The 15,996-nt window shown below is 57.9% G+C and carries 12 protein-coding genes; 4 read left to right on the top strand and 8 right to left on the bottom strand.

The features are described 5' to 3' along the window. Positions 1-2: 2 nt before the first annotated feature. On the bottom strand, positions 3-1,361 hold the full coding sequence (cysG, locus tag V7Q49_RS19350; protein ID WP_333854492.1) for a siroheme synthase CysG: 1,359 nt from the start codon (positions 1,359-1,361) through the stop codon (positions 3-5). Positions 1,362-1,600: 239 nt separating this feature from the next. On the opposite strand from cysG, the gene V7Q49_RS19345 reads away from it, so the two are divergent. Continuing rightward, entirely contained in the window at positions 1,601-2,644 is a 1,044-nt protein-coding gene (locus V7Q49_RS19345; RefSeq protein ID WP_333854490.1) for an aminopeptidase, read from the top strand. Between the two features lie 90 nt (positions 2,645-2,734). On the opposite strand, the gene cysH is transcribed toward V7Q49_RS19345, so the two are convergent. The 3 genes from cysH to cysJ all read right to left on the bottom strand — a co-directional run bounded on the left by cysH (position 2,735) and on the right by cysJ (position 7,077). Then, on the bottom strand, positions 2,735-3,469 hold the full coding sequence (cysH, locus tag V7Q49_RS19340; protein ID WP_333854488.1) for a phosphoadenosine phosphosulfate reductase: 735 nt from the start codon (positions 3,467-3,469) through the stop codon (positions 2,735-2,737). Between the two features lie 90 nt (positions 3,470-3,559). Further along, positions 3,560-5,272: an assimilatory sulfite reductase (NADPH) hemoprotein subunit gene (gene cysI / locus V7Q49_RS19335; protein WP_333854486.1), complete on the bottom strand. Its 1,713-nt coding sequence runs from the start codon at positions 5,270-5,272 to the stop codon at positions 3,560-3,562. Next, positions 5,272-7,077, bottom strand: a complete 1,806-nt coding sequence (cysJ, locus tag V7Q49_RS19330) for an NADPH-dependent assimilatory sulfite reductase flavoprotein subunit (protein ID WP_333854484.1) — start codon at positions 7,075-7,077, stop codon at positions 5,272-5,274. The genes cysI and cysJ overlap by 1 nt, the downstream gene beginning before the upstream one ends. Positions 7,078-7,381: 304 nt before the next feature. Here cysJ and queD point away from each other — a divergent pair, with 304 nt between their 5' ends. Further along, positions 7,382-7,747, top strand: a complete 366-nt coding sequence (gene queD, locus V7Q49_RS19325; protein ID WP_333854482.1) for a 6-carboxytetrahydropterin synthase QueD — start codon at positions 7,382-7,384, stop codon at positions 7,745-7,747. A gap of 4 nt (positions 7,748-7,751) precedes the next feature. On the opposite strand, the gene V7Q49_RS19320 is transcribed toward queD, so the two are convergent. Next, a complete protein-coding gene (locus tag V7Q49_RS19320) occupies positions 7,752-10,079 on the bottom strand; it encodes a helix-turn-helix domain-containing protein (protein WP_333854480.1) in 2,328 nt (775 codons plus the stop codon). 170 nt (positions 10,080-10,249) lie between these two features. Here V7Q49_RS19320 and V7Q49_RS19315 point away from each other — a divergent pair, with 170 nt between their 5' ends. After that, positions 10,250-11,419: a M20 aminoacylase family protein gene (locus V7Q49_RS19315; protein ID WP_333854477.1), complete on the top strand. Its 1,170-nt coding sequence runs from the start codon at positions 10,250-10,252 to the stop codon at positions 11,417-11,419. 25 nt (positions 11,420-11,444) lie between these two features. Then, a complete protein-coding gene (locus V7Q49_RS19310; protein ID WP_333854475.1) occupies positions 11,445-12,842 on the top strand; it encodes an MFS transporter in 1,398 nt (465 codons plus the stop codon). A 17-nt stretch (positions 12,843-12,859) separates the two neighbouring features. Here the strand turns inward: V7Q49_RS19310 and queE are convergent, their stop codons facing one another. Genes queE through V7Q49_RS19295 form a run of 3 tightly spaced genes read right to left on the bottom strand, consistent with a single transcriptional unit; the run spans position 12,860 to position 15,849 of the window. After that, the gene (gene queE, locus V7Q49_RS19305; RefSeq protein ID WP_333854473.1) at positions 12,860-13,531 is read right to left on the bottom strand and encodes a 7-carboxy-7-deazaguanine synthase QueE; all 672 of its coding nucleotides are present in this window, start codon (positions 13,529-13,531) and stop codon (positions 12,860-12,862) included. A 54-nt stretch (positions 13,532-13,585) separates the two neighbouring features. Continuing rightward, positions 13,586-14,293 (bottom strand): N-acetylmannosamine-6-phosphate 2-epimerase, encoded by a 708-nt coding sequence (locus V7Q49_RS19300; protein WP_333854471.1) that lies wholly within the window; start codon positions 14,291-14,293, stop codon positions 13,586-13,588. Beyond that, the gene (locus V7Q49_RS19295; protein WP_333854469.1) at positions 14,293-15,849 is read right to left on the bottom strand and encodes a maltose/glucose-specific PTS transporter subunit IIC; all 1,557 of its coding nucleotides are present in this window, start codon (positions 15,847-15,849) and stop codon (positions 14,293-14,295) included. Before V7Q49_RS19295 ends, V7Q49_RS19300 begins: the two co-directional genes overlap by 1 nt. Positions 15,850-15,996 lie beyond the last annotated feature (147 nt).

The raw sequence follows: 15,996 nt of genomic DNA, 5'->3' as shown, positions 1-15,996 counted from the left end.
CCTTAAGCCAAATTTACAACAGAAGAGCCAAACCCTTCCGTGTCGGTAGTGTGTTGAAACCAGGCGAGCGTGCTGTGCAGCTGCACCACTTCCCCCACCACGATCAGGGCGGGCATTGGGGCGTCTTTCGCCAGGGTTGCAAGGTGTTGTAATGTGCCGGTCACCACGTGCTGATCGACGCGCGTGCCGCGGGATATCACCGCCACAGGGGTATCTGCATCGCGCCCGTGACGAATAAGTTGTTCGCTGATGTCCGCCGCCTTCATGGTGCCCATGTAGATCGCCAGCGTCTGACGGCTCTGGGCCAGGTGGGTCCAGTCGAACGGGGTGCTGTCGGCCTTGTAGTGGCCGGTGACAAAAGTGACGCTCTGGGCGTAATCCCGGTGCGTCAGCGGGATACCGGCGTAGGCCGTTACCGCAGAGGCCGCGGTGATCCCCGGTACCACCTGGAACGGCACGCCCGCTTGCGCGGCGGCCTGCAGCTCTTCGCCGCCGCGACCGAAGATAAATGGATCGCCGCCCTTGAGACGCACCACGGTTTTGCCGGCTTTCGCCGCATCAATCAGCATCTGATTGGTGTCGTGCTGCGGAACAGAGTGCTCCCCAGCCCGCTTGCCGACGCAGATTTGCTCGGCGTCGCGACGAATCAGCTCGCGTATGCCATCGGTCACCAGATGGTCATAGAACACTACGTCCGCATCCTGGAGGACCTGCAGGCCGCGCAGGGTCAGCAGTCCGGCATCGCCTGGCCCTGCGCCGACGAGGATGATCTCTCCACCCGTACTGCCGGGGTTGTCCAGTTCGTCTTCAAGGATCTTCTGCGCCGCCGTCTCATTACCGGCCTGCATCAGGCTGGCAAAGCGGCCGCGAAACACCCGCTCCCAGAAGCGACGGCGTTCCGCCACGCTGGTCAGGCGGGTTTTCAAATGGTTACGCCAGTAGCTGGCTTTCTCGGCCATGCGCCCCAGGCTGGTTGGCAGCAGCGCTTCGATTTTTTCCCGCAGGACACGCGCCAGCACCGGCGCGGTGCCGCCGGAAGAGATAGCCACCAGCAGCGGAGAGCGGTCAACAATCGACGGGAAGATAAACGAGCATAAAGGCTGATCGTCCACCACGTTCACCAGACGGTGACGGGCGCGGGCGGCATCAGAGATGCGCTGGTTGAGCGGCCGGTTTTCGGTTGCGGCAATCACCAGCATCACATTGTCGATTTGCGCTTCATCAAAGTCCGTTTCGGCAACCACCTGCACGTGCGCCCCTGCCCGATGTAAAAAGGCAATTTTGCGCTCGGCGATTTCACCGCTGCCGATCACCAGGACCGGACGGTCTTTTAAGTCAGCAAATAAAGGAAGGTAATCCACAATGCTACAACTCGCTAACAACCAGGAATAGTGGGACTATAGGGGGCGGCTACGAGCGAATGAAATTACGAATTGGAATGAGTAGTTACTCAATGGAATAACGCTCTGGAAAAGCAAATATCAAAAAGTGCTTAACATGCGTAATTACGGGCATTTAAGAGCAATTCAAATTGTGTAAGCGCGGTCACAGTTTCATACTAAGCGCGGTAAAATTTTGCTCTATTTTTTAAGGACTCACTATGTTTTCCGCAATGCGCCACCGTATCGCTCTCCTGGCGCTCGGCGTTTGCTTTATCTTACCCGTTCAGGCAAAAACGCCGCCTCTGGGTGAGATCGCCTCGACGCAGGCGCGTCATATTGCGACCTTTTTCCCGGGCCGCATGACCGGTACCCCTGCCGAAATGCTCTCCGCTGACTATGTGCGCCAGCAGTTCGCCGAAATGGGTAATCAGAGCGATATCCGCACCTTCCAGAGCCGCTACATCTATACCTCACGCAACCAGAGCAAAAACTGGCACAACGTGACCGGCAGCACCGTGATTGCTGCCCATGAAGGTAAAGCCGCACAACAAATTATTATCCTGGCGCATCTGGATACCTACGCCCCGATGAGCGACAACGATGCCGATAACAACCTCGGCGGTCTCACCTTACAGGGCATTGATGATAATGCTGCGGGCGTCGGGGTGATGCTGGAGCTGGCCGAGCAGTTGAAGAGCATTCCCACCCAGTACAGTATCCGCTTTATCGCCACCAGCGGCGAAGAAGAGGGACGCCTGGGCGCCGAGAACGTCCTCAACCGTATGAGCCCGGCCGAGAAGAAAAACACCCTGCTGGTGATCAACCTCGATAACCTGATCGTGGGCGATAAACTCTATTTTAACAGCGGAAAAACCACACCTGCCCCGGTGCGCAAATTGACCCGCGACCGCGCGCTGGCGATTGCCCGTGCCCAGGGTATTTTTGCCGCCACCAACCCGGGCGGCAACGCCAACTACCCGAAAGGAACCGGTTGCTGTAATGACGGTGAAATCTTCGATAAGGCCGGGATCCCGGTGCTGTATGTCGAGGCGACTAACTGGTCACTGGGTAATAAAGACGGTTATCAGCAGCGGGCGAAGTCGAAAGCCTTCCCGCAGGGAACGAGCTGGCATAACGTCAGGCTGGATAATCTGCAGTACATTGACGAGTCGCTGCCGCAGCGGATCGAACACCGTAGCCGGGACGTGTTGCGGGTGATGCTGCCGCTGGTGAAAGAGCTGGCGAAAGCGGGGAAAGCCTGAGGTCATGCCCGGTGGCGGCTACGCCTTACCGGGCCTACAAACTAAGTACGGCCTGATGCCCTCTCCCACAGGGAGAGGGAGGAAATGGGCTCACCCTTCGTGCAATCCGCACTCGCGCTTGAGGCCAAAGAAACGGGTCTCTTCTTCCGCCATACCCGGCTCCCATTTGCGGGTGGTGTGGGTATCCCCTACCGACAGATAGCCCTGATCCCAAAGCGGATGGTATTTCAGGCCATGCTGCTGCAGGTACTGGTATACGGTCCGGTTGTCCCAGTCGATAATCGGCAGCACCTTGAATACCCCACGCTGGATTGCCAGCACCGGTAATGATGCCCGGCTGCCGGACTGGTCCCGGCGCAAGCCGGCAAACCAGGTTTTAGCGTTGAGGTCGGACAGCGCCCGGTTCATCGGCTCGACTTTGTTGATGGCATTGTATTTCTCAATGCCCTCCACGCCCTGCTCCCACAGCTTGCCGTAGCGTGCTTCCTGCCAGGCCGCGCTTTGCTCCGCGCGGTAAACCTTCAGATTCAGCTGCAGCTTGTCCGTCAGCTCATCAATAAACTGATAGGTTTCCGGGAACAGGTAGCCGGTATCGGTGAGGATCACCGGAATGTCCGGGCGGATCTTATTCACCAGATGCAGGCTGACCGCCGCCTGAATACCAAAGCTCGACGAGAGCACGTATTCACCCGGCAGATTCTCCAGCGCCCAGGCGACGCGGCCTTCGGCGTCCAGTTTTTCCAGCTGGGCGTTGGTTTCCGCCAGGGCCAGAATACGTTCCACTTTTGGCAGGTCGTTCAAAACATTCAGATCGAGTCTGGACATATACCCCTCACTTCTGCCGGGCGGTACTGCGTTTGCCCGGCCTACGGTTTTGTAGGCCCGGTAAGCGAAGCGCCACCGGGCATTGCCACCTTACTCCCAGAAATCCCTTGCGGGATCGAGCACCGGGCGAATGATGCCCGCACGCACCGTAAAGTCGCCGAAGCCTTCACCCGCTTCGCGCTCTTTCGCCCAGCGCCCGACAAGCAGGTCTATGGAGTCAAGAATTTCAGGTTCCGTAATGTTCTCGCGATACATACGCGGAATGCGTGTCCCGCTGCGATTACCACCAAGATGGACGTTGTAACGACCCGGCGCTTTCCCCACCAGACCCAGCTCCGCCAGCATCGCGCGGCCGCAGCCGTTCGGGCAGCCAGTAACGCGCATCACAATATGTTCGTCAGGAATGCCGTGTTTTTCCAGAATCGCTTCCACTTTGTCGGTGAACGATGGCAGGAAGCGCTCGGCTTCAGCCATCGCCAGCGGACAGGTCGGGAAGGAAACGCAGGCCATCGAGTTTTCACGCTGCGGTTTGACCGCGTCCATCAGGGCATGATCCCGCGCCAGCTTCTCGATCTTCGCCTTCTGGCTTTCCGGCACGCCGGCAACGATCAGGTTCTGGTTGGCGGTGATACGGAACTCGCCCTTGTGGATCTTCGAAATTTCCAGCAGACCGGTTTTCAGCGGACGGCCCGGATAATCCAGGATACGACCGTTTTCAATAAACAGCGTCAGGTGCCATTTATTATCGATACCTTTTACCCAGCCGATGCGGTCGCCGCGGCCGGTGAATTCGTACGGGCGGATCGGCTCAAACTTGATGCCTGCGCGACGTTCCACTTCTTCTTTGAACGTCTCGACGCCCACGCGTTCCAGGGTGTATTTGGTCTTGGCGTTTTTACGATCGGTACGGTTGCCCCAGTCGCGCTGGGTGGTCACGACCGCTTCCGCCACCGCCAGGGTGTGCTCCAGCGGCAGATAGCCGAACTCGCTCGCGGTGCGGGCGTAGGTGTTCTTATTACCGTGCTCGATAGAGAGACCGCCGCCGACCAGCAGGTTAAAGCCCACCAGCTTGCCGTTCTCGGCAATCGCCACGAAGTTCATGTCGTTGGCGTGCAGATCGATATCGTTCTGCGGCGGGATCACCACCGTGGTTTTAAACTTACGCGGCAGATAGGTCTGGCCGAGGATCGGCTCTTCGTCGGTGGTCGCGACCTTCTCCTGATCCAGCCAGATCTCGGCATAGGCACGGGTACGCGGCAGCAGGTGCTCAGAAATCTTCTTCGCCCACTCGTAGGCTTCGGCGTGCAGCTCGGACTCGTACGGGTTGGAAGTACACAACACGTTACGGTTCATGTCGTTGGCGGTCGCCAGCGCGTCCAGCCCGACGGAGTGCAGCATCTGGTGTACCGGCTTCACGTTCTTCTTCAGAATACCGTGGAACTGGAAGGTCTGACGGTTGGTCAGACGGATGCTGCCGTAAATGGTGTTGTCATGGGCGAACTTGTCGATCGCCTGCCACTGTTTGGTGGTGATGATGCCACCCGGCAGGCGGCAGCGCAGCAGCATCGCGTGACGCGGCTCCAGCTTCTGTTCAGCACGCTCGGCGCGGATATCGCGATCGTCCTGCTGGTACATGCCGTGGAAACGGATCAGCAGGAAGTTGTCGCCTTTAAAACCGCCGGTCAGTCCGTCGTTTAAATCTTCGGCAATGGTGCCGCGCAGGTAGTTGCTCTCAACCTTCATGCGCTCGGCATCAGTCAGTTTGCCTTCGACCACCAGAGGGCCAGGGTGTTTTTCGCTCATTAGTAGACATCTCGCTGATAACGGCGCTCGACGCGCAGCTCACTTAAAAATTCATCCGCCGATTCAGTATCCATGCCACCGAATTCAGCAATCACTTCCAGCAGTGCCTGCTCAACGTCTTTCGCCATGCGATTGGCGTCGCCGCAGACATAAATGTGGGCACCGTCATTGATCCAGCGCCACAGCTCTGCGCCCTGTTCGCGCAGTTTGTCTTGTACGTATATTTTTTGTTTTTGATCGCGGGACCAGGCCAGATCGATGCGGCTCAGCACCCCTTCTTTAACATAGCGCTGCCACTCCACCTGGTAGAGGAAATCCTCAGTGAAGTGCGGGTTGCCGAAGAACAGCCAGTTTTTACCCGGCGCGTCGTCGGCGGCGCGCTGCTGCATAAAGGCGCGGAACGGCGCGATGCCGGTGCCCGGACCAATCATGATCACCGGGGTTTCCGGGTTTGCCGGCAGGCGGAAGTTGTCGTTGTGCTCGATAAAGACCCGCACCTCGCCCTCTTCTTCCACGCGATCGGCAAGGAAGCTCGAGGCGCCACCGGCACGGGCACGGCCTTCGATGTCGTAACGCACCACGCCCAGAGTGACGTGGACTTCGCTTTCCACCTCGGCCTGGGCTGAGGCGATGGAGTAGAGGCGCGGCGTCAGCGGACGCAGCAGGCCAGTCAGCGCGTCGGCGTCCAGCTGTGCCGGGGCAAAGCGCACCATATCCACGATTGGCGTGGTGGCGGCGTACTGTTGCAGCTTGGCTTTGTCACCCACCAGCGGCAGCAGGGATTCGCTGCGGGTCAGGGTGGCATAGTTTTCCACGATGTTGGCGGTGTTGACGGTCAGCTCGAAGTGCCACTCCAGCGCTTCAGAAAGCGGCAGGGTTTTGCCGTCGACGCTGACCGGTTCATCGCCCTTCAGCCACAGCAGCTCAACCAGCTCTTTCACCAGCGCCGGATCGTTCTGATACCAGACTCCAAGGGCATCGCCCGGCTGGTAGCGCAGGCCGGAGTCGCCTAAATCGATTTCGATATGGCGCACGTCTTTTTCAGAGTCACGACCGGTGATTTTCTGGTTAACCGAGAGGCTCGCCGTCAGCGGGGCTTCTTTGGTGTACGGGCTGGTGTGAATGTCGTTGACCACGCCAGTCGCGGTGACCGCCGCCTGCGCGGGAGTCTCTTTAGGGATGCGGGCTTTCAGGACATCGACAATACGCGCGCGCCATTCGGCCGCCGCGGCCTGGTACTCGACGTCGGTATCCACGCGATCCAGCAGGCGTTCGCCGCCCAGCTCGGCCAGCTTGCTGTCAAAATCTTTGCCCGACTGGCAGAAAAATTCATAAGAAGAGTCGCCGAGGCCAAAGACCGCAAAGGCGGTGCCCGTCAGTTTTGGCGCTTTCTTCGAGAACAGGAACTTATGCAGCGCAACCGCTTCTTCAGGCGGCTCACCTTCGCCCTGGGTAGAGGTCACAACGACAACCAGCTTCTCTGACGCGATTTGCTTAAATTTATAATCCCCGGCGTTCACCAGGTTCACGTTCAGTTTGGCCGCGAGCAGATCGTCCCGCAGGGCTTCCGCCACGCGACGGGCATTGCCGGTTTGCGACGCGGAGATAAGGGTAATGGCCGGGATCTCAACGGCCGCAACCGGTGCACTCGCCACAGCACCCGGCTGTTGATTGAGCATTCCCCAGAAATAACCGGAGACCCAGGCAAGCTGGGTTGGCGAAAAATCAGTGGTGGCTGCCTGCAGGCGTGCCAGTTGCTCCGGGTTCAGAGGAAGCAAATTTGAAGGTGGGGCCTGTGTTGTCATGCGTCGTTATGTTCCAGTAGCAAAGCTGAATTTTTATCTGAAAGACAGAACAGAGTGTAAGGTTAACGGCGAGGATCATAACAATTAAAGACGGGATGGAAATAATAAATAACCAAATGGACTAACCTGTTTTTACTATCGTTCTTAACGATAAAAACGATTAATTAACCGCATGAAAATTAACAATAAAAATGAGCTCGGCAGCCACCTAAAGCCTACCGGATGTGAATGGCCGTTTTAGGTAATGATAAAAAAGGTGCTTTCCGGTATTATGCGGCGGTTTTTTCCGCATTTTTGAGAGTTCATGATGTCCACCACACTGTTTAAAGATTTCATCTTCGAAGCCGCCCACCATCTCCCTCACGTCCCGGAAGGCCATAAATGTGGTCGCCTGCACGGACACTCCTTTATGGTGCGCCTGGAGATCACCGGTGAGGTCGATCCGCATACCGGCTGGATTATGGACTTCTCCGAACTGAAAGCAGCGTTTAAACCGACCTATAACCGCCTCGATCACTACTATCTGAACGATATTCCGGGTCTGGAAAATCCGACCAGCGAAGTGCTGGCAAAGTGGATCTGGAATGAGATGAAGCCACTGGTGCCACTGCTGAGCGCGGTAATGATCAAAGAGACCTGCACCGCCGGCTGCATCTATCGCGGCGAGTAAGCCTTCACGCCTCCCTGGTGATAATCGGCGCTAACTCATAGAGCACCAGCGCGTTGCTCTCCAGCGATTGGGTTATTTGCCAGCCGTCATGAAGCCGTTCTTCGCGTAGGGTTAGCGTGGGACGCGCTTTATGCTCCATCCAGCACCACATCTCTTCATCAGGCCCGCTTTCACTACGCACGGCTTCCGTTAATGGATAGAGCGCGCCGTTATGCTGGTCAAACAGATGGCATTTGATCCGCCAGCTGCCGCTTAATCCCCGTAGCGTCAGGTGATACTGCTGGCGAAAACGCTGTATAAACGCCTCTTCGCTCGAAAGCAGCGGGTTGAACACCACAGTATTGCGCAGCAGCAGCTGATAGCTGTTCTGGTGGCGTAACAGCAGCACGTTCTTATCATTGACCAATACTTCTCCCCGCAGGCGTTTCCATAGCCACAGTACCCAGTAAATTGGCCGCGGAAGGCCGTGGTTGTACTGCAGCGCCAGGCTTGAGGTGTCAATGGTGTTGTTGGCGCGGGCTTCTCCCTGCAAACCCGAATTCAGCCAGAACCCGGCCAGCCATACCTGCTCAGAAAGTCCGAGCAGGTTTTGCATCAGCAGCGCCCCACGGAAAAACCAGCCGTTGGTTGCCCGCGTATTGCCGGTGAGGGTATTCCACGACAGCAGCCATACCGGAAGAGAGAGCTGGCGCTGGCGAAGCGCCGCGACAATCTGGCGGATCTTCTGTACCGGGTAATTTTCCGACGAGGAGAGGCGGGCCGGATCCAGCTGTGCCAGATCGAGTAGCTCGTTGGCGTCTGCCGGGCAGGCCAGGAAATCGGCCTGCATCAGGATCGTTGAGCCGAGAAGCGCCGCGTCGTTGCCCGCCGGGCTGGTGGGCGAGAAACGATGCCACACCCCAAATTTTGCCTGCGGTAAAAACTGCCCGAGCACAGCCCGCTGGGCCTGCCAGACCTGCTGGCGCGACGCGTCGCTCGCCTGCGTCGACCAGTGCATAACAAACTGCCAGCCTGCGGTGACATCGGGTGAAAAATGGTTAACCGCCTGGTGCAGAAAACGCGCCAGAAGATCGCAGCGGGTCGTTAATCCCGTATGCAGTAATACCGTCCAACGCTTTTGCGCCAGCCAGGTAAACAGCTGATGCAGGTTATACCAGCAGGCATAGCCCGCCATCAGCGGATCGTCCCAGCCGCTGGCGAACAGGCGACTGCTGAGGAAAGGCTCCGCAATATCAATGCCGTGAATGGAGAACTGTTGATCAAGCCTCTCCAGCTGGCGGCGAACGTCCTCCCGCAGCAAATCATCCAGTTCACGCAGGGTGATCACCAGCCGCGTGTGGCGTAGCGCGGTGGCCGCCGGCTGGATTTGATGCAGATCCAGCACCCGCTCCTGAAGCGGATGGGTAGGTAACGGCGAGGGTTCCCAGCCGCGTGTTTCCGGTTTATTGAGCAGGCTAAAGAGCGTGTCTACCGCGACCGGGTGACACTGCTGGCGAGGGGTGACACGGGATAGCGGCACATCCGGATTCTGACGTCGGGCTTTGCGGAACTCGCTCGGCGTCATGCCGTGGTGACGGCGAAACAGATCGCTCATCATCCGGGTGCTGGCAAAACCCTGCTCAAGGGCGATCTGGTGCAAGGGACGCCGGGTCAAATGCAGCGCCTCCGCCGCCTTTTCCAGCCGCAGGGTGGTGATGTACTGCATAAAACTGATGCCTACCTCTTTGCGAAACAGCCGGGAGAGCCAGGCTTCAGAGACAAATTCACTCCCGGCAATTTCAGCGAGCGTAATACGCCGGGTGTAGCTGGCATTGATACGTTCGACAACCCGGACGATGCGTTTGCTCCAGCCCGGATTGCTCTCCCGGGAGCGCTGGCGGGCCGGCTGCTGGAACCGGCTGGTCAGCAGCAACAGGATCTCGCTGAGCCAGCGGTTCGCCTCCAGCCGGTAGCGATGCCGATCGTTAATCAGCGTCACCACCAGCAGCTGACGAAGCAGATGGCGTAGCTCATCGCACTGCGGCCACATCCCCCCGGCGGCTGGCGGGATGCCATAGTCGTGGGCAAAAAAATCAGGGTACATCTGCAGCACCCAGCGCCCGGAAAGCACCACGCGCAGGGTGATATTTGCGGTATCGCCGACGATCTGCCAGCGCTGGTTACGATTGAGGATCGTCAGGCTATCGGCCAGCAGAATTTCATGCCGCTCCTCAGTGTGCAGTTCAGCCTGCCCTTCCAGCATCCAGACCAGCGTCAGCGAGTCGTCATCTTCCTGATAAAACTGACGCATGTCCTCGACCGTCACCCAAAAATCGCCACCCCGTTGCGCCATGTGCTCTCCCGCGAAGACAAAAAATAACAGGCTATTTTTTGTCATAACTGAATTGTATGAAAAACAATCAAAAGGAATGCGTCGCTTCACAACAAAAAAGTGCATTTTTGGGCGCTGCTAACGGCATAAACTCGAAATTAGCATTGTTTGCCCAAAAAAGGATAACAAAAATGACACATCCCCTTGTTGAAGCCCTGCAGACCACCGAGGCGCAGTTTATTGCGCTGCGCCGTCATTTTCATCAGCATCCGGAAATCGGTTTTGAAGAGCATAAGACCAGCGAGCACGTGGCGGAACTGCTCCAGCAATGGGGTTATGACGTGCATCGCGGGATGGCGAAAACCGGGGTGGTGGGCACCCTTAAAGTGGGCAACGGCAGCAAGCGTCTGGGGCTGCGCGCCGATATGGATGCATTACCGATGCAGGAGAACAGCGGCAAGGCATGGAGCAGCACCGTTGACGGACGCTTTCACGGCTGCGGCCACGACGGTCACACCACCACCCTGCTCTATGCCGCAGAATACCTGGCACGCACCCGGAATTTTAACGGCACGCTGCACCTGATTTTCCAGCCAGCCGAGGAGCTGCTGTATGGCGGACGGGTGATGGTTGAAGATGGTCTGTTCGACGCCTTTCCCTGCGACCATATTTTTGGTCTGCACAATATGCCAGGACAAAAGCTCGGAAAAATCGGCCTTCGCGATGGCGCCATGATGGCCTCCTCCGACACCCTGCATATTGAAGTTAACGGCGTAGGGGGCCACGGCGCCGTGCCGGAACATACCGTTGATGCCACGCTGGTGGCCTGCCATATCACCCTTGCCCTGCAGTCGATCGTCTCACGCAATATCACCCCGTTTGAGCCTGCCGTAGTGACCGTGGGCAGCATCCAGGCGGGGCATGCGCCCAATATCATCAACGACAAGGTCCTGATGAAGCTCACCGTACGCACGCTGAATGAAAAAGTACGCCAGACGGTGCTGCAGCGGATCCACGACATCGCCGTCGCCCAGGCCGAAAGCTTTAACGCCACCGCCACCATCAGCCACATCAACGGCAGTCCGGTTCTGAATAACAATCCGACGGCTAACGAGATGGTGCGCAGTGTGGCGGTGGATCTTTTTGGCCAGGATGCCGTGACAACCGTCCCTCCCTTTATGGGCAGTGAAGATTTTGCCTTCATGCTCGAGAAAAACCCCGACGGCTGCTATTTCACCCTCGGTGCAGGAGATGAGGCGGACCGCTGCATGGTGCATAACCCGGGCTATGACTTTAACGACAGGATCCTGATCACCGGTGCCGCGCTCTGGAGTGCCCTGACCGAACACTATCTGCGCTAATCCGCATCCTCTGGAGGACTGCACTATGAGTACCGTTCCCCTGACAGACAGCCCGGCTTTCGCAGGTAACGATCGACTGCTGGCGGGTATTGTTCTGAGCGTTCTGACGTTCTGGTTATTCGCCCAGGCGGTGATCAACGTGGTGCCGGCGATGAAAAATAGCCTCGACATTTCACTGGAGACGCTCACCCTGGCGGTCAGCCTCAGCGCGTTATTCAGCGGCTGTTTTGTCGTCGCCAGCGGTGGATTTGCCGATAAGTTTGGCCGCGTGCGCCTGACGGTCATCGGCCTGATCCTGAGCATTACCGGCAGCGGCCTGTTATTCCTGGCGCAGGAACCGGTGCTGTTTCTGGCAGGCAGAGCCATTCAGGGGCTGTCGGCAGCCTGCATTATGCCCGCCACGCTGGCACTGATTAAAACCTGGTACCAAGGCAAGGCGCGCCAGCGGGCCATCAGTTTTTGGGTGATTGGATCCTGGGGCGGCAGCGGCCTGAGTTCATTTGTCGGCGGAGCCATCGCCACCACGCTGGGCTGGCGCTGGATATTTGTTTTTTCAATGCTGGTGGCGCTGGTCGCACTGCTGTTGATCCGCAAAACGCCCGAAAGCCGAAGCGCGAGCGCCGGTCAGCATAAGCTGGATATTGGCGGGCTGGTGAGTTTTGTCCTGATGCTGGTGTTGCTGAACCTGTTTATCAGCAAAGGCCATGCCTGGGGATGGAGCAGCGGTTTATCGCTGTCCGTGCTGGGGGCGGCGGTGCTGGCGGCGCTGGGCTTTATCTTTACCGGGCTACGCAAGGGCGATGCGGCGCTGATTGATTTTGCGCTGTTTAAAAACCGTGCCTACAGCGCGGCGGTGTTTTCCAACTTCATGCTCAACGGCTGTATTGGCACCATGATGATCACCAGTATCTGGCTGCAGCAGGGCCATCACCTGACGCCGCTACAAACCGGCATGATGACGCTGGGGTATCTGGTGACGGTGCTGGCCATGATCCGCGTGGGGGAGAAACTGCTTCAACGCTATGGCGCGCGCCTGCCGATGATGACCGGGCCGCTACTGACGGCGACCGGCATTGCCTTTATCTCCTGTACCTTCCTGAGCAAAGAGGTCTATATCATCACCGTCTTTTTCAGCAACGTGCTGTTTGGTCTGGGGCTGGGCTGTTACGCCACGCCCTCGACGGACACTGCGGTGATGAATGCCCCCGAGAGCAAAGTGGGCGTGGCATCCGGGATATACAAAATGGGCAGTTCGTTGGGCGGAGCGATGGGGATCGCGGTGACGGCTTCACTTTATGCCCTGCTGCTGCCGCTGGGCACGGCCAGCGCGGCGCAATATGCCCTGCTGTTTAATAGCGTAATTTGTCTCGGTTCGGCGGTGGTGACCTGGGCGCTGCTGCCTAAAATAAAGGCCCCTTGTTAAGAGGGGCCCCGGGAGCATCAGGCGATATTCAGGTACTTGTGCGTCTGCATCGACAGACGCCAGTTACGCGCGATACAGGTTTCAATGCACAGACGAGTGGCGTCCTCTTTCTGACTGATCGGTTGCAGCGCAATCACCCGCTGTTTGTCGTCGGTCAGCGTTACGAGCAGTTCATCCAGCGCTTCGATATCACGAACGCGCCCGACCGGGTGTTTGATCTCATCCGCCCGCTCCAGCGCCTGAGATAACACATCGTAACCGCCGCGCATATTCACTTTTGGCGACACGGTGACCCAGGTGGTGTGGGAGCAGCGCACTTCATGGGTGCCGCTGGTCTCAATCTGGCAGCTAAAGCCGTTTTTTTCGAGCAGCGAGGTCAGCGGGATCAGATCATGGATGCAGGGCTCGCCGCCGGTGATCACCACGTGACGCGCGGTCCAGCCCTGACGGCCAATAATCGCCAGCAGATCTTCCGGGTTCGCCGCGCCCCATTTGTCGCTCTCTTTGGTTTTGGCAAGGATGCTAAACAGCGACACTTCCCGATCCGCAAGCTTATCCCAGGTATGTTTGGTGTCGCACCAGGCACAGCCAACCGGGCATCCCTGCAAACGGATAAAAATAGCGGGAACGCCGGTGAAGTAACCCTCGCCTTGCAGGGTCTGGAACATCTCGTTAATCGGGTACTGCATAGTCATCTCAAAGAAGGGGATAAACGTTAAGTATCGCAGATCCCCGGCTCAGGATCATGCCCGATCGGTGCTCTGTGCCTCGATTGCCCCAACAAATCGCGCCGTAATCTGCTGCGGCCGCGTGATCGCACCGCCCACCACCACCGTATGCGCCCCCAAATCAAGGCAGCGGGCAGCCAGTTCCGGCGTTTCAACGTTGCCTTCGGCCACCACCGGAATGCTCACGGCCGCAACAACCTCACGCAAAAATTCACACTCCCGCTCTTTCAGCTTATGGCCTGCGGTATCGGCCGTGTAGCCGTAAAGCGTGGTACCCACGCAGTCAAACCCCAGCGCCTGGGCGGTTTTCGCCTCCTCCACCGTGGCGATATCCGCCATCAGCAGCTGTGACGGGTAGCGCGCCCGGATCTCTGCCATCAGCCCGGCGAGCGTCTGGCCGCCGGGACGCGGACGCGCGGTGGCATCAAGGGCGATAATGTCCGGTTTTACGGCCATCAGCTCGTCCACCTCCCGCAGCGTGGCGGTAATAAACACCTCGCTGTCCGGATAGTCACGCTTAATAATGCCAATCACCGGCAGCGAAACCTGCTGTTGGATGGCCTTAATGTCCACGACGCTGTTGGCGCGGATGGCCGCTGCCCCGCCCTGCGCGGCCGCCAGGGCCATGCGCGACATAATAAACGGGCTGTGTAAGGGTTCGTTATCCAGCGCCTGACATGAGACGATCAGCTTACCCTTCAGAATATCCAGTACATTTTTCATTACGATAAGATCTCTTCAACTTCATTTTTGATGATGGTGACGTGCGGGCCGTAGATAACCTGTACCCCATTGCCCCGCAGGATCACGCCGCGGGCGCCGGTCGCTTTCAGTCGTGCTTCGTCCACTTTGCTACCGTCTTTTACCGTCACGCGTAAACGTGTGGCGCAGCAGTCCACCTCGTCCAGGTTATCCCTGCCGCCCAGCCCCTCAACGATCGCCTGCGCCCGCTCGCTTTGAGGAAGCGCGGTTTCCACCACGGCCTCTTTCTCCCGGCCTGGGGTAGCAAAATCGAAACGGTTAATCAGGAAGCGGAAGGTGAAGTAGTACAGGAAGAACCACGGGATCCCGACCAGCGGCACGTACAGCCAGTGGGTTTTGGCTTCGCCCTGCAGAATGCCGAACAGAACGAAATCGATAAAACCACCCGAGAAGGTCTGCCCTATGGTGATCTGCAGAATATGGGCGAGCATAAAGGCCAACCCGTCGAACAGCGCGTGGATGACGTACAGCACCGGGGCGATGAACAGGAAGGAGAACTCGATAGGCTCGGTGATACCGGTCAGGAAAGAGGTCAGCGCCGCCGAAAGCAGCAGGCCCGCCACCCGCTTTTTATTTTCGGGCTTTGCGGTGTGATACATCGCCAGACAGGCACCGAGCAGGCCAAACATCATTGTGATAAAGCGCCCGGACATAAAGCGCGAGGTGCCGGCATAAAACTGCTGGGTATTGGGGTCGGCGAGCTGAGCAAAAAAGATGCGCTGCGTGCCTTCAATCAGCTGGCCGTTAACGATCTCGCTTCCGCCGAGCGCGGTAGTCCAGAAGGGCAAATAAAAGATGTGATGCAGGCCGAAGGGGCCGAGCATACGCAGGATAAAGCCGTACAGGAAGGTGCCCAGATATCCGGTGGCATCGACCAGACCACCGAGGCCGAAGATCAGCTTCTGAAAGTGCGGCCAGACGACGGTCATGATGGCCCCTACCAGTATTGCCGCCAGCGAGCTGATAATGGGTACAAAGCGTGACCCACCAAAGAAACCGAGGAATTGCGGCAGTGCGATCTTGTTAAACCGATGATGCAAGGTACAGGTCACCAGCCCGATGACCACCCCGCCAAAGACGCCGGTTTCCAGGGTCTGAATGCCCAGCGTCATCCCCTGGCCCACCGCGCCGGGATTCTCCTGCGCCAGGGTACCGTTAAGGATCAGCAGCGCATTAATGGTGGCATTCATCACCAGGAACGCCAGCAGCGCCGCCAGGCCCGCGGTGCCCTTATCGGTTTTCGCCAGCCCAACGGCAACGCCCACGGCAAAGAGCACCGAGAGATTGGCAAACACAATCGAGCCGGCGCTGCTCATGATAGTGAATATCGCCTGTAGCCAGCCCACATCCAGAAAAGGGTAGGCGGCGAGCGTATTGGGGTTCGACAGTGCGCCGCCAATGCCCAACAGCAGACCCGCGGCAGGCAGCACGGCAATGGGTAACATAAAGGATTTGCCGAAGCGCTGGGCTTTTTCAAACCAGGCGCCCGACGAGGCGCCGCTGAACAGTTGCATCATTTTTTCACTCCCCGGTTGTTTGATGAAAATTTTTACCATAAATAAAATACAAAGCGAAAATTATCACCAATAACCTGGAGAGCGATCATACTTTTTTAAAATGTCTGGCGTCTCGCCCCCGCTTTCCGCCACACTAGCCCACAGAGA

The organism is Leclercia sp., assembly GCF_036780805.1.
In the GTDB taxonomy this organism is placed as follows: Bacteria; Pseudomonadota; Gammaproteobacteria; order Enterobacterales; family Enterobacteriaceae; genus Enterobacter.
This window is presented reverse-complemented; position numbering and strand designations above follow the sequence as displayed.